Genomic DNA, 13,747 nt, shown 5'->3' with positions numbered 1-13,747 from the left:
CAAGTCTTAAACGCGAGACGTGGGCAGTTTGTTTTTCGTAGGTTTGATTTCGTCGATCTAGCGGACCAGCAGGTCGATGGGTTCGTGCGGGTCTCGGATGCGGAAGTGTTTTGCCAGTGATGGGTATTGCTTGGCTACTTCCGAGTACATCTGCCACGCTACGTTGCGATAGCTCCAGTGGCCTGCCGGGGTGCTGCGGAGTTCGCTGATGTAGACGGCTTCTGCGAAGTCCATGGTGAAGAGCGAGCGGCAGCGTGTGGCCAGGGGCAGCACGTAATCGGCTGCGTGCGGGTTGCACTTGTGGGGCTTGTTGTCTGTGGTGGAGGTTGCACTGGACGTTGCAGCCCACTTCATCTGGATGCCTTGTCCGTTGAAATGCGGCAACGGCACGGCCGCTGCGGAATGCGCCGCGAGCTTGGGTGATGTGATGGCTGCTGTCGCGTTGGCAGGGACGCCGGTGGCCTTCGCGTGGAAGGCGAATGCCTGCTGGATGAGTTCTGTATAGCGCGCGAAGACGGGCGATGCTGAGAGCGCGGGCTGCGAGGGGAAATCAGGCAGTTCGTAGCCGTGCGCCGTGGCCCAGGGCTGCAGGAGCTGTGTGCAACGGCGGTGGCGGTGCATGTCGCGGAAGCCGCCGATGTCCATGAGGATGTCAAAACGCAGGCCGTTGGCGGCGGCGAAGGCACGGGGCAGTTCGTCGTGGCGACCGCGGTGCTGCAGGCCGAGGTCGATGATTTCGCTGATGCGCTTTTCGCTGAGTGCGGCGACGGCGTTGCGGATCTGGCGGAAGCGGTACTGCGTGTGCGGGTAGAGCAGTGAGGTTGCGAGGTCGATCTCAAGCGAGAGCGTTTCACCGCCCGGTGGCGTGATGAGTTCGACGTTGGGTGAGTCCGGCGGCATGGGGACGATGGATTCGCCGCCGAGGAGTTCGGCTGCGGCCTGTGCCAGCAGGGGCTTGGTGACGCGCGCAAATTCGCTGGGCGTGGTGTATTTGACGAGCGTGGGGCTTACGCGGACTTCGCGGCGGATGAGGTCGTCGGCGGTTTGCGCGATTTCGGGCTCGAGAGCGCGGATGGCTTCGACAAGATCGCTGCAGGCGACTTCGTTGACCTGCCATGCGGGACCTGCGGCTGCGTCGCGAAGTTTTTCACCGAGCGCGCGGATCTCGGGGTAGTCGCTGCCGAGGAGGCGGGCTACCTGGCCTTCGAGGGTGCGGGCGTTGGTGATCTGGCCGAGCGAGGTGTTGGTGGCCAGCGGCAGCAGGTAACGCGCCATGTCGTAAGCGCGGGCTCGGAGGGTGCGCGTGTACGCAGCTTCGTCCATGCCCTCAGGGCGCGGTGCGTGCGCCTTCAATTCGGTAAGCATGCCTTCGCCGATTTCGGTGTAGCCGTCGAAGAGGCTATCGATGACTTTCGTGTAGTCGGCTTGCTGGTCGGGGTCGTCGAAGGTTGGCGTGTAGTAGCCGGATTTGCGGAAGTTCTGGTAGCGCGTGCTGCGCTCCTGGCCGTCCCATCGCTGCTCGTCGACGAGGTCGATGGCGGCGAGGAGGGAGAGGCGCTCGATGGCGAAGGCGACGTGCGCAAGATCCGCGATGGAGCGATGGCCGTACTGGAAGTAGAAGGTGTTGAGGAACTGCTCAGCCTTCTGCGAGGAGATTTCCGCCAGCGATTCGCGCAGGGTGAGTGCGGAACGGGAGTACTTGGCCATGGCGTAGGCGAGGACTTCGGGGTCGGCCCCGTGGATGGCGTAGACGTCTGTTTCGTTCTGGAGAGTGCTCATTGGCGGTAGGGAAAGGATACTATCGACGGCGTTGTCTCCACGGACGGAGGACGAGGTATTCGGGAGTCGCGGTGGCAGAGGCATGGGTAACGCTGAGGAGTTGACGCTGGATGAGCCATGCGACCGCGGATTGCGCGGCAGAACGGGAGAGGCCTGTTTCGCCAGCGAGCGCAGCGTAGCTAATCGTGATCTTTCCGGCGTTGCGTTCCGATTCCGCTGCAAGCCAGAGATAGACGACAAAGGCCGTGGGTTTGTGATCATGACCGATGAGGTCGCGCATGAGGGTGTGGATGATATAGGCATCCAACTTGATGGATTCCATGGCTGTACCGATAAAAAGTATAGCAATGAATGGGACATTGCATTGGCTTTACGTTGCCTCTAGTCTCCTGCGTGGAGATGGAGAAAAGTCAATGATTCGAGGAATTAAGTTCATCAGCGTGCCGGTGAAAGATCAGGATGCATCGCTGGCGTTTTACACCGGGAAGCTGGGATTCCGTGTGCAGACAGATCAGCCGTTTGGGCTGGGGCAACGCTGGATTGAGTTGGCGATTCCGGGCGCAGAGACGGGAATTGCACTGTTCACGCCGCCCGGACACGAGGACAGGATTGGCGGGTTTCAGCCAATTTCCTTCTGGTGTGATGATGTGTTCCAGACTGCCGAAGTGCTGAAGGCGAAGGGCGTCACGCTGGTGAAGGAACCAAAGAAGGAGTCGTGGGGAACATCCGCCATCTTTGCGGATCTGGATGGGAACCAGTTTGTGCTTTCGAGCCGTTAGACTCCGCGGGCCATTTTTTGGTTCTGAGCATTCTCATCGCACATAGGAACGCCCGGATCTTCAGGAAGTCCGGGCATTCGTATGTGCGATTGTCGGTAGCTTTATTGGAACTTGGTGGGGTCGGTGTGGATGCTGGCTGGCGGGAGGTCTGCGTCCGCGGTGCCGAGGGTGGTGTTGGGGATGTTGCTCATGTTCAGGTTGAGCGTGCCGCCCGAGGTGAGGGTGTTGTGCGTGAACCAGAGGCGGTTGAGCGGTTGGCCGTTCCATGTGGCGGACTGCACGTACTTCGCGTCGCGGCTGGTGTTGGGTGCGCTGACGATGAAGTCCTTGCCGCTCTTCAGGTGGATGGTGACTTTGCTGAAGATGGGGCTGCCGATGTCATAGACCGGGACGCCGGGCGAGATGGGGTAGAAGCCCATCATGGAGAAGACTACGAAGCCGGTGAGGCCGCCGCCGTCTTCGTCGCCGGGGATGCCCTGCAGCGTGGCTGGGAAGAAGGCGTCAATCAGTGAGCGGATGCGCTTCTGCGTTTTCCACGGCTGGCCGAGACGATTGTAGACGTAGGGGATGGGCAGCGAGGGCTCGTTGGCCATGCTGAATTCGCCCATCATGGATGTGCTGTCCGGGAACTTGGCCTGGAAGGTGTACTTGTTTGCAGGCAGCGGCTCGCGGAAGAGTTGATCGAGATTGGCGACGGCTTTCTGCTTGCCGCCCATCAGGTCGAAGAGGCCGTCGTAGTCGTGAACGACGTCCCAGGTGTAGGTGTAGGCGTTGTTCTCGTCGTAATAGTCGCGACCGCCCATGCCGCCGTCGAACTTGGGATCGATGTTGATCCAGTTGCCCTTGTCATCCTTGGGCCATGCGAGGCCCTTGTCAGCACGGAAGAGGTTGCGGTAGTTGGTGCTGCGCTTGAGGAAGAGTTCGCGGTCTTCGGGCTTCTTCAATACGGTGGCGAGCTGTGCGATGGACCAGTCGTCGGTGCTGATTTCATACGTGACGGCAACGGCCTGGCGTTTCTCGAAGTCGCTGACGCCTGCGACGGTTTCCTTTTCGCCGGGATGCAGCGCAGGCATGTAGCCGTGAGTGCTGTAGAAGTCGTCGAGCGAGGTCTTGGGGCCGAGGCTCCAGGGGAGCACGGAGGTGTCGAGCGCGCGCTTGCGCAGACCTTCGTAAGCGGTGGGCAGATCGAAATTGCGGACGCCCTTGTTGTATGCGTCGGCGATCCATGGGGCAGCGTGATAGCCGTTCATGGTGGCGCCGGGGCCGGATGCGAGCGCGAAGGTGGGCATGATGCCGCCCTGCTGATACATGCGGACGTAGGACTGAATCTTGTCGGCCTGCATGTCAGGATTCAGGATTGTCTGCAGCGGTTCCATGGCGCGGAAGGTGTCCCACAGCCAGTTGTCGACGTAGAAGGGGCGCGCGTCGGTGTGGACCTTGTGGTCGTAGGCGGAGTAGTACTTGCCGTCTTCTGTGATGAGGATCATGCGCTCCATGCAGCGATAGAGCGAGGTGTAAAAGACGCGGCGCTGTTCCGGTGTGCCGCCCTCAATGTCGATCTGGCCTAGTGCTTTGTTCCATTCGGCTTTGCCTTCGTCGCTGGTGCGCGTGACGTCCCAGTGATTGATTTCACGGTGCAGGTTCTTCTTTGCCTGCTCGACAGAGATGAAGGAGACGCCGTAGCGGAGTTCGAGATCAGATGTGTGCGCGGTCAGCGTGAGTTTTTTATCGCCGGGTGTTGCGGTGACGGGATGGTTTGTCTCCGCATAGAAGTAGGCGGTTAGGCCCATAGCCTTCTCTTCGCCAGAGATGGCGTCTTTGCCTTCTACCTTGAGCGAGCCGGGATGCAGATTACGCAGCGTTACGGTTGCCGTATCGGTGTCGTAATGAAAGCGGAAGATGCCGGACTGATGCGACGGTGCGAACTGGATATCAATCTTCGATTGATCGAGACGACTGGTGTAGAGATACGGCGTTGCGTGTTCGTTATCGTAGCTCTGCGCTGTGCCGTCGCCGGGAAGGACTGCGAAGAGATCGGGCTGACGATGAGAAAGGATGGTCAGCGGGAAGTACTGAATCTGGTCGTCGAGCGCGTCTTTGCGCACCGGATAGACGCGCACCATGCTGTTGGGGCGGTAGGCAGTGGGACGCGTGGGAACAAGCAGGATGCCGACGTTGCCGATGGTGGTGTCCACTTCGTCGACGGGGGATTTCTGCTGCGCATACGAGGTGGTGGTGGCTACGAAAAGGGCTGCAATGGCGATGAGTTTGCGCAACGGAAAATGCTCCTGCTTAGGGTCGAAGGAAGGATATCGCAGAGACGATACAGGACGGGTTTATGGGTGCTCAAAGCTGTAAGTGTTGCCTTCGCCTGATGCAGGTCTCTTGAAGCGTTTCGCAAGATGTTTGTTGGTGCTTCAGCGCGTGCAGGTTTTCAGGTAGGCGTGGACCATGTCGAGCAGTTGTTCGCGGATGGCAGGCAGGAGCTTTTGTGTGGGTTTGTCTTCCAGCAGGCGACGTGTGACGCCGGTGATGCAGCAAAGAACCATGGTGGTGATGAGTTCCGGTTTGCAGGTAAGGCGTTCCGCTGCTGTGCTGAAGAGTGCGGTGGTGCTGCGGTGCGCGCGGTTGCCAACGTTGCGTGCGATGCGCATGCCGTCTACGTCGGTGGCAATGGCGTAGAGGCTGGCGCTGTTGTTCACGTCGTTGAGCTTGGCGTCGAGATAGGTGTCAATGAGCGCTGTGGCTTGATCGAAGATGCTGCGGTTGCGCTCAGATTTGCAGGTGTCTTCCACGGCCGCGATGACGTGGTCCATGTGGCGGCGCAGCGTGGCTTGCAGTAACGCGCTCTTATTGGGGAAGTATTGGTAGAGCGTGCCAACGGAGACCCCGGCGCGTTGCGCGACGAGTGTGGTGGTGAGTTTTTCCTTGCCGACGTTGACCAGAACCTGAAGCGTGGCCTGCAGAATGGCGTCGACTGTGGCTTCCGAACGCGACTGAACTGGCGTCTTTCTTGGCTGAAATGCGATGGCGAGGGTGGCTGGCAAATGCGAACTCCAAAGCTGAAGGTTTCTTCATCTAAGTGTACGTGCCGCGATTTGTGGCGTGGAGATGAGCGATGAGTGCAGGAACGTATGTTCTGGGTGATGTAGCAGTAAACCGCATGGGATATGGTGCTATGCAGCTTGCAGGACCGGGTGTGTGGGGTCCGCCGAAGGATCGCGCCGCGGCCGAGGCTGTGTTGCGTGAGGCTGTTGCGAGTGGCGTGGATCACATTGACACCAGCGATTTCTACGGGCCGCATACGGTGAATGCGTTGCTGCGCGAAGTGCTGCATCCGTATGAGGGACTGACTGTGGTGACGAAGGTGGGTGGTCGTCGCGGTGAAGATAAGTCGTGGATACCGGCGCAGAGTGTGCCGGAGCTGCAGAGCGCTGTGGAAGACAATCTACGCAATCTGAAGGTGGATGCGCTGGATGTGGTGAATCTGCGCCTGTGGGGTGCGAATGGTCACGTTGTGAATGAAGAGTCGATTGCGGAGCGGTTTGCTGCGTTGGCGAAGCTGCGTGAACAAGGCAAGATCAAGCATCTGGGACTGAGCCATGCGTCGCGTGTGCAGGTGGAAGAGGCGCTGACGATTGCGCCGGTGGTGTGTGTGCAGAACCTGTATAACGTGGCGCATCGTGAGGATGATGCGTTGATTGATTTCCTTGCAGAAAAGGGAATTGCCTATGTGCCGTACTTCCCGCTGGGTGGGTTTACGCCGTTGCAATCTTCTTTGCTGAACGATGTTGCCGCGGAGTTGAAGGTGACGCCGATGCAGGTGGCGTTGGCGTGGCTGTTGCATCGGTCGCCGAATGTTCTGCTGATTCCGGGAACGTCATCGGTTGGACATCTGCGGGAGAATCTTGCCGCAGCGGATTTGGTGTTGAGCGCGGATGTTGTGGCTCGGCTAGATGGGATTGGGAAGGCTGCTTAATACCGTCGTTATAAGAAGAAGCCCACCTTGGTTGGTGGGCTTCTTTCGTTACGGCAGTTGAGCTGATTCGGCTTCTGGGTTCCAGTTGTCTTTGCCTTTGAGGAACTCGCGGGTTTCGAAGTGTTTCAGGTCTGCGGCGGTGAGCTTGCGTGCGTCAGGTGTGCGGGTGGTGGGGCTGGCACCGGGGCCGGTGGAGTTTTGTTCGGCGTAGAAGGCGGTCTTCAGGATGCCGCCGTTGTTCCAGTCAGACCAGCCTGCGGGCTCCAGGCCTTTGTCGATGTTCGTGTTGATAAAGATGACGCGCGAGTAGTTGCGCCAAGGGCGACCGAAGAAGACGCCGTGGGCGGTTTTGTGCGCGGCGCTGTCGGTCATGGCTGTGCCGTCGGCGCCGGGCGCGAAGGTGAGGTGGCTGTCGCGGATGACGTAGCCGGTGGGTTCGGTTTCGCTGAGTCGGCTTTGCGCGGTGATGTAGCCCGGGGCTATAGTGTGGAACTCGGTTTTGCTGAAGACGGCGGTGGCGTTGCCGAAGACGTAATCGACTGCGCCTTCGATGTAGTCGTCGGTGTAGAACTGGCGACCCCAGTTGGCGAAGAGCGTGTCCTGATAGCCGAGGAAGCGACAGTGTTTGAAGATGGCGCGGTCTGCGAGTACGGCGACTGCTACGGCTTGTCCTACATTTCCTGCGGAATTTTCAAAGGTGAGATTGGCAGCGCGGAAGCCGTCGCCCAGGACTTCGACCGTTTGCGTGAAGAAGGTGCCGCCGCTTTGTTTTGCGAAGTGGTCCGAGGTGATGACGGTGTCTTCCGGCTTGCCGAGGCCGACGAGCGTTAGGTTCGGGCGGTTGCGAGGGATCCAGAGACGCTCGTGGTACGTGCCGGGCGTGATGCGGATGGTTACGCGGCCGTTGGCGCCGGGTTCCGGCGCGTGGTCGATGGCGTTCTGGATGGTGGGGTAGACGTCCGGGCCGTTGGGCTTTGCGCCGGGCTGGACGAGGACTGTAACGTCCTGCGCGTGGGACGCGAATGGGGCTGCGAGGGTGGCGAAGAGGATAGCGCTCAAAACGTTTCGCATGCGGCTAGTAGAGCAGCCCGGTTTATCAGTCAGCAAGTGATTGCTGGAACGCTGGATAGGGTTCGGTGGGCGATCTTCGGACAGAAGGGGATGCGAAAGATTGCTGGACAATAACAATTCTTGTTCAATAGGTTTGTGGGGTTTTGTGCTTTTGGGAAATTTTGCAGTACTGCAACACCCTCCAGAGCAATAGAAGCCATTCAAAACAAGGAGATCTACCATGCTTGCTATCGGCGAACAGTTTCCCGACTTCCGCGTGACCGCGGTTGTTTCCCGCGATAAGAACAATGCCTTTCAGACCGTTGACAACACGACCTACGAGGGCAAGTGGCTCTGCGTGTTTGCGTGGCCGAAGGATTTCACCTTTGTGTGCCCGACCGAGATTGCTGCATTTGGCAAACTGAACCGCGAGTTTGCTGATCGCGATTGCCAGATCCTGGGCCTGTCGATCGACAGCGAGTTTGTGCACCTGGCGTGGCGCAACAACCACGACGACCTGAAGGACCTGCCGTTCCCCATGCTGGCGGACATCAAGCGCGACCTGTGCGGTCAGCTTGGCATTCTGGATGAGAAGGAAGGCGTTGCGCAGCGTGCGACGTTCCTGGTTGATCCGCAGGGCGTGATCCGCTTTGTGTACGTGACGGACCTGTCGGTGGGCCGCAATCCACAGGAGGTTCTGCGTGTACTGGATGCTCTGCAGACCGATGAGCTTTGCCCCTGCAACTGGCAGAAGGGCGAAGAGACCATCAACGCTTAGTTCCGTTACCTAACGAAATGAAACTCGCGGGTCGCAGAGTGTTTCTGTGACCCGCTTCTTCCAGTGGCTTGTTCTATGTGGCTGCGGAAAGGAATGTTTGTATGTCTCTTGATGCTTTGATTGACTCGCTTCCGGATTATGCGAAGGATCTTCGTCTGAACTACTCGTCGCTTGTGCGTAACAACACGGAGCTGACGAAGCAGCAGTTGTGGGGAACCGTTGTGGCTTCTGCAGTCGCTACGCGCAATGCTGCGTTGACTGCGGCTGTTGTAGCGGAGGCTGCGAATCATCTTTCGCCGGTGGAACTGGATGCGGCGAAGGCTGCTGGGGCCATCATGGGGATGAACAATATCTACTACCGTTTTCATCACCTGTCGTCGAACGAGAAGTACAGCACGCTGCCTGCGAAGCTGCGCATGAATGTGCTGCGTTCGCATGGTGTGGATCACAATGATTTTGAACTGTGGTCGCTGGCGGTTTCGGCCATCAATGGTTGCGGCAAGTGCGTGGACAGCCATGAGAATGTGGTTCGGCAGAAGGGCGTGACGGAAGAGACGATTGCTGCGGTGATCCGTGTGTGTTCTGTGGTTCACGCGATTGGGCCGGTGCTGGAAGAGAAGGCTGCTACGGCTGCTTAAATCGCTCCATGACCTTCATGAAGAAACGCCGCGGTTTTGTCCGCGGCGTTTCTTATTTGTTTCGTTACTTCCTACTGCATGACGGAGAGGAACTGTGCCCAGGGGCCGATCTCTGGTTTGAGGCGGCGTGCGAGCGTGCGATGAATTTGTACGAGATGCGCCTGATCATGTGCGGCCCATGTGGCGAGTAGTTGATGTGCGGTGGTTTCGCCGAGCGTTGGATGTAGGCCGCACAGAGTGAGATGGTGGTCTTGTAGATTGAGTGCGCGCAATTCCTTCAAGCCTTCTTCGCGTGCTATGCGGAATTCGCGGAGTAGTTGCTCCATGCCTTTGCCCGCGCTCTTTGTGAATTGCGCTTCGCGGTCGAAGGGATCGAATGGGACGCTGGTGCCATGTTGCAGAATGCGCCGCAGCCGCGGCATCCAGTCTTCTTCTTCTGCATGAATCATGTGTCCTACAACGACGAGTGGACTCCATTTGCCTTCGCCTTCGGTTGCGTTGATCCATTCATCGGGCAGGCCGCGGAGTTGTGCTTCGAGAGCAGCAGGTGTGCGTTCAAGAAGAGGCAGGATGGTTGTCAACAGGTCTTGGCTCATGGGGTTTTTATGGCTCTTTCGTTTTTCAGATGAAACAAACACGCCGCGGATTCACCGCGGCGTGTCGTTTGTTGCGGCTGATGCGTGGTTTACATGTTCTCGATCATCTTGCTGGCGAATTCGCTGGTTTTGACTTTGGTTGCGCCTTGCATCTGGCGTTCGAAGTCATAGGTGACGAACTTCTGCTGGATGGTCTTTTCCATGCTGTTTTCAATGAGGCGTGCGGCTTCGCTCCAGCCGAGGAAATCGAACATCATGACACCGCTCAGCATGACGCTGCCGGGGTTGATGACGTCGAGGTCCGCGTATTTTGGAGCGGTGCCGTGTGTCGCTTCGAAGCATGCGAAACCATCGCCAATGTTGGCTCCGGGAGCGATGCCGAGGCCGCCGACCTGCGCGGCTGCAGCGTCGGAGATGTAGTCGCCGTTGAGGTTGGTGGTGGCGAGCACGCTGTAGTCGCTGGGGCGGATGATGATCTGCTGGAAGATGGAGTCGGCGATGCGGTCGTTGACCATGATCTTCGACTTCCATTTTCCGTTGCCGTGTGTCGCACCGACTTTGGCGATGACCTCTTTGATTTCGGCGACGACGGAATCTCCGAACTCTTTAGGAGCAAATTCGATGCCGGGTTCGACGAGTGCTGCGTTCTCTTCCGGCGTGAGATTCGGATTGCTTTCGAGGTTGCCGAGAATCCAGCTTTCGCGTTCGGTGACTACCTGGTCGCGGAACTCCTCTGTAGCTACTTCATAGCCCCACTCGCGGAAGGCACCCTCGGTGAACTTTTGGATGTTGCCCTTGTGCACGAGTGTGACCGTCTTGCGGCCGCTGGCGATCGCGAACTGAATCGCTGCGCGCACGAGACGCTTGGAGCCGGTGATGGAGATGGGCTTGATGCCGATGCCGGAGTCGGTGCGGATTTTCTTCTTGCCACCTTTGAGCATGGTGTCGTTGAAGAAGTCGATGACCTGCTTCACTTCCGGTGTGCCCTGGCGGAACTCGATGCCTGCGTAGATGTCTTCCGTGTTTTCGCGGAAGAGAACGACGTCGAGCTTTTCAGGATGCTTCACGGGGCTGGGCACTCCCTGGTAGTACTTCACGGGGCGCACGCATTGATAGAGGTCCATCAGTTGGCGCAGTGCCACGTTGAGCGAACGAATGCCTCCGCCTACAGGGGTGGTAAGTGGTCCCTTGATGGAGACGCGGAAATCAACCGTGGCTTTGACGGTGTCATCGGGGAGCCAGTTCTGTGTTTGACGATAGGCTTTTTCACCGGCGAGGACTTCGAACCAATTGACTTTGCGCTTGCCGCTGTAGGCTTTTTCAACGGCCGCATCGAAGACCCGTTGCGATGCCTTCCAGATGTCGCGACCGGTGCCGTCGCCCTCGATGTAGGGGATGATCGGGTTGTCAGGGACGGTGAATTTTCCGTTGGTATACTCGATTGCCTTGCCTTCGGTCGGGACAGCAATGCCGTTGTAGCTTGTCTGCATGATGAGAATCGCTCCGTGAATTGCCCTGCAAAGATGGCTGTCTGGCAACGCGAAAAAGCGAGGCGCTGCTGACGCACGACACTATAGACTGCACGGCAAACGACCGGCTACCCTCTGCGCGGCGTTGATGAGCGAAGTTAGCGATAAACATAAGAAAAGGCCCGGAAATCCGGGCCTTCTTTTCATCGTGAGTTTACGGTTTACAGGTTTTCAATCACTCGGTCAGAGAATGCCGTGGTGCCCACCTGCGTGGAACCGGGCATGTTCTTTGCGAAATCGACCGTGACGTACTTCTGACGGATAGTTTCTTCCATCGCCTTTTCGACGCGGTCAGCAGCTTCGTTCCAACCGATGAGGCGCAGCAACATGGCGCCGGAGAGGATGACCGAGCCGGGGTTCACGACGTCCTGATCGGCAAGGCGCGGTGCGGTGCCGTGCGTTGCTTCAAAGACAGCGTAGCCATCGCCAATGTTGGAGCCCGGAGCGATGCCGAGTCCGCCTACCTGCGCTGCAGCGGCGTCCGAGAGGTAGTCGCCGTTGAGGTTGGTGGTGGCCATCACGTCGTATTCCACGGGCTTCATCAGCAAGTCCTGGAACATCGCGTCGCAGATGCGGTCATTGACGAGGATGAGGTCCTTCCACACTCCGTTGCCGTGCGTGGTGCCGATCTTTGCGATGACATCTTTCACTTCAGCCACGATCTTTTCGCCGAATGCGGCAGGAGCGAAGTCGATGCCGGGTTCAACGATCTTTGCGATGGCTTCCGGCGAGATCTTCGGGTCTTTGTCGAGCGCGGCGAGGATCCAGCATTCGCGTTCGGTGACGATCTTGTCGCGGAATTCGGTGGTGGCGACTTCATAGCCCCATTCGCGGAAAGCACCTTCGGTGAACTTCTGAATGTTGCCCTTGTGGACGATGGTCATGACCTTGCGGTCGTGATCCACGGCGTATTGAATGGCCGCACGCACAAGGCGTGTGGAGCCGAGTTCGCTGATGGGCTTGAGGCCGATGCCCGCGTCGTCGCGCAGCTTCTTCTTCGTGTTGCCGAGAAGTTCGTTGTTCACGAAGTCGCGCAGCTTCTGCACTTCAAGCGAACCGGCTTTGAACTCGATGCCCGCGTAGATGTCTTCGGTGTTTTCGCGGAAGATGACTACGTCCACATCGTCGGCGTTGTTCACGGGGCTGGGTACGCCGGGATAGTGCTTCACCGGACGCACGCATTGGTACAGGTCCATGGTCTGACGCAGCGTTACGTTCAGGCTGCGGATACCGCCGCCGATGGGCGTGGTGAGCGGTCCCTTGATGGAGACGCGGAAGTCGAGGCAAGCCTGCACGGTGTCTTGCGGCAGCCAGTCGTTGTGCAGGCGGTAAGCCTTTTCACCGGCGAGAATCTCGTACCACTCCACGCGGCGCTTGCCTTCGTAGCTCTTGGCAACGGCGGCATCGAGAACGCGGCGTGCGTTCTTCCAGATGTCGCGGCCCGCGCCGTCGCCTTCAATGAACGGGATGATGGGGGTGTCCGGCACAACGTATGCGCCGTTTACATAGGTGATTTGTTTTCCGTTCAGAGGAAGGGCGATGCCGTTATAGCTGGTTTGCACGTTGAATCTCTCTCCGTTGCGAGGGGGTTCCGAGCGGCGATTTTCGCCGCGGACGTTCACCTTCCAGTGTATCGGGTTTGGAGGAGGGAGAGCGAAGGGGCGGAGAGTCGTTTGGCGCGGTTTTAGGCGGTTATCGCATGATTTCCTGTAAGCACAGGGACAGCGTGGGAGCTTACTAAGCCCCACGCCCTTCTGTGACGGAGAATGTCGCCGTGTTCTAGTCGGCGCCGGGTTTCTGGACTGTGTCGACTACGAGGACATCCACCGGGCCTTTTGTTGCTTTGAGTTCGAGGCCGAGTTGCTCACGCATGGCGGTGAAAAGGCCGGGAGCGGCATCGCCTTCTGGCGCTTTGATCTGATCGGGCAGCCAGTGGAGAGCGAAGTCGTAGCGTCCGATCAGGCCGGTTTTATCGACTACCGGGCGATCCACGACGTGCTGTATGCCCAGCAGAAGGAAATCTGCCATGGTGCTGTTGGTGAATGTCATCGTCTGGCCATCTGCGCCGTTGTGACCTCCCTGATGCGGGAGGTTGTCTTTGGTCCACGTGGTCTTTGCGAACTTGATTCCGCCGGGCATGACGCGCAGCGCGTAGTCAGGGAGGTCTCGTTTGGCATTGTGCATGTGCAGGCCGAAACGATCCGTCAACAGGCGCTGCAGCAGATACTGATACTGGACGAGGTTTGGCTCGCCTTCCACGTCGGGAACACCGTCTATGTCGAAGAACTCCGCGCTCACCCATTCGGGCGCATCGACCACCTGTTTGGGGTGAAGGGAGTAGGCAAAAATGATGATGTTCAGCACGGATTCGCGCTTCAGCAGGATGTGTCGGCCCTGCAGATCGAAGCCCTGACGGCTTTCGTCGGGAGGCGCGGGCTTTACCGTTACTACTTCAAAGCCGGGTTTCGCATCGGGTGGCATGGACTGCTGGGCGCGTGCGGTCGCAGTGCAGAAGAGTGCGATGGTGACTGTTGCGCGCAAGAGCGTTTTCAGCAGCATTGTCTTTTGTCTCCGGAAGAACGACGGGAATTGTTCTGGAAGAGCAATACGGCGGTTTAG

General features: G+C 58.5%; 13 protein-coding genes. 4 read left to right on the top strand and 9 right to left on the bottom strand.

Annotated elements, in window-relative coordinates; translation table 11 throughout:
* Window positions 1–57: 57 nt before the first annotated feature.
* Both M504_RS07775 and M504_RS07770 read right to left on the bottom strand, forming a co-directional pair.
* Window positions 58–1,779, bottom strand: coding sequence for an FAD-dependent thymidylate synthase (locus M504_RS07775; RefSeq protein ID WP_047489831.1), 1,722 nt, complete (start codon window positions 1,777–1,779; stop codon window positions 58–60).
* A gap of 19 nt (window positions 1,780–1,798) precedes the next feature.
* On the bottom strand, window positions 1,799–2,101 hold the full coding sequence (locus tag M504_RS07770; protein ID WP_047489828.1) for a helix-turn-helix domain-containing protein: 303 nt from the start codon (window positions 2,099–2,101) through the stop codon (window positions 1,799–1,801).
* Window positions 2,102–2,192: 91 nt separating this feature from the next.
* Here M504_RS07770 and M504_RS07765 point away from each other — a divergent pair, with 91 nt between their 5' ends.
* Window positions 2,193–2,558, top strand: a complete 366-nt coding sequence (locus M504_RS07765; protein WP_047489825.1) for a VOC family protein — start codon at window positions 2,193–2,195, stop codon at window positions 2,556–2,558.
* 101 nt (window positions 2,559–2,659) lie between these two features.
* Here M504_RS07765 and M504_RS07760 read toward each other — a convergent pair whose 3' ends face one another.
* Window positions 2,660–4,834: a GH92 family glycosyl hydrolase gene (locus M504_RS07760; protein ID WP_047489820.1), complete on the bottom strand. Its 2,175-nt coding sequence runs from the start codon at window positions 4,832–4,834 to the stop codon at window positions 2,660–2,662.
* A gap of 141 nt (window positions 4,835–4,975) precedes the next feature.
* Window positions 4,976–5,605, bottom strand: coding sequence for a TetR/AcrR family transcriptional regulator (locus M504_RS07755; RefSeq protein WP_047489818.1), 630 nt, complete (start codon window positions 5,603–5,605; stop codon window positions 4,976–4,978).
* Between the two features lie 71 nt (window positions 5,606–5,676).
* Here M504_RS07755 and M504_RS07750 point away from each other — a divergent pair, with 71 nt between their 5' ends.
* Entirely contained in the window at window positions 5,677–6,537 is an 861-nt protein-coding gene (locus tag M504_RS07750) for an oxidoreductase (RefSeq protein WP_047489815.1), read from the top strand.
* Between the two features lie 48 nt (window positions 6,538–6,585).
* On the opposite strand, the gene M504_RS07745 is transcribed toward M504_RS07750, so the two are convergent.
* The gene (locus M504_RS07745) at window positions 6,586–7,596 is read right to left on the bottom strand and encodes a pectinesterase family protein (RefSeq protein ID WP_232296206.1); all 1,011 of its coding nucleotides are present in this window, start codon (window positions 7,594–7,596) and stop codon (window positions 6,586–6,588) included.
* A 232-nt stretch (window positions 7,597–7,828) separates the two neighbouring features.
* Between M504_RS07745 and M504_RS07740 the strand changes: the two genes are divergently transcribed.
* Complete coding sequence (locus M504_RS07740; RefSeq protein ID WP_047489808.1) at window positions 7,829–8,365, top strand: peroxiredoxin; 537 nt, start codon at window positions 7,829–7,831, stop codon at window positions 8,363–8,365.
* Between the two features lie 101 nt (window positions 8,366–8,466).
* Window positions 8,467–9,003: a carboxymuconolactone decarboxylase family protein gene (locus tag M504_RS07735; RefSeq protein WP_047489804.1), complete on the top strand. Its 537-nt coding sequence runs from the start codon at window positions 8,467–8,469 to the stop codon at window positions 9,001–9,003.
* Window positions 9,004–9,074: 71 nt separating this feature from the next.
* Here the strand turns inward: M504_RS07735 and M504_RS07730 are convergent, their stop codons facing one another.
* The 4 genes from M504_RS07730 to M504_RS07715 form a co-directional block, all read right to left on the bottom strand.
* Window positions 9,075–9,599: a DinB family protein gene (locus tag M504_RS07730; protein WP_047489802.1), complete on the bottom strand. Its 525-nt coding sequence runs from the start codon at window positions 9,597–9,599 to the stop codon at window positions 9,075–9,077.
* Between the two features lie 89 nt (window positions 9,600–9,688).
* A complete protein-coding gene (locus tag M504_RS07725) occupies window positions 9,689–11,089 on the bottom strand; it encodes an NADP-dependent isocitrate dehydrogenase (protein WP_047489799.1) in 1,401 nt (466 codons plus the stop codon).
* Between the two features lie 200 nt (window positions 11,090–11,289).
* Window positions 11,290–12,690 carry an NADP-dependent isocitrate dehydrogenase gene (locus M504_RS07720; RefSeq protein ID WP_047493987.1) on the bottom strand — a complete coding sequence of 467 codons (1,401 nt, stop codon included), beginning with the start codon at window positions 12,688–12,690 and terminating at the stop codon, window positions 11,290–11,292.
* 217 nt (window positions 12,691–12,907) lie between these two features.
* Window positions 12,908–13,687 carry a TIGR03435 family protein gene (locus tag M504_RS07715; RefSeq protein WP_198137549.1) on the bottom strand — a complete coding sequence of 260 codons (780 nt, stop codon included), beginning with the start codon at window positions 13,685–13,687 and terminating at the stop codon, window positions 12,908–12,910.
* Window positions 13,688–13,747: the final 60 nt, after the last annotated feature.

It is taken from the genome of Terriglobus sp. TAA 43, from assembly GCF_000800015.1.
Lineage (GTDB): Bacteria > Acidobacteriota > Terriglobia > Terriglobales > Acidobacteriaceae > Terriglobus.
This window is presented reverse-complemented; position numbering and strand designations above follow the sequence as displayed.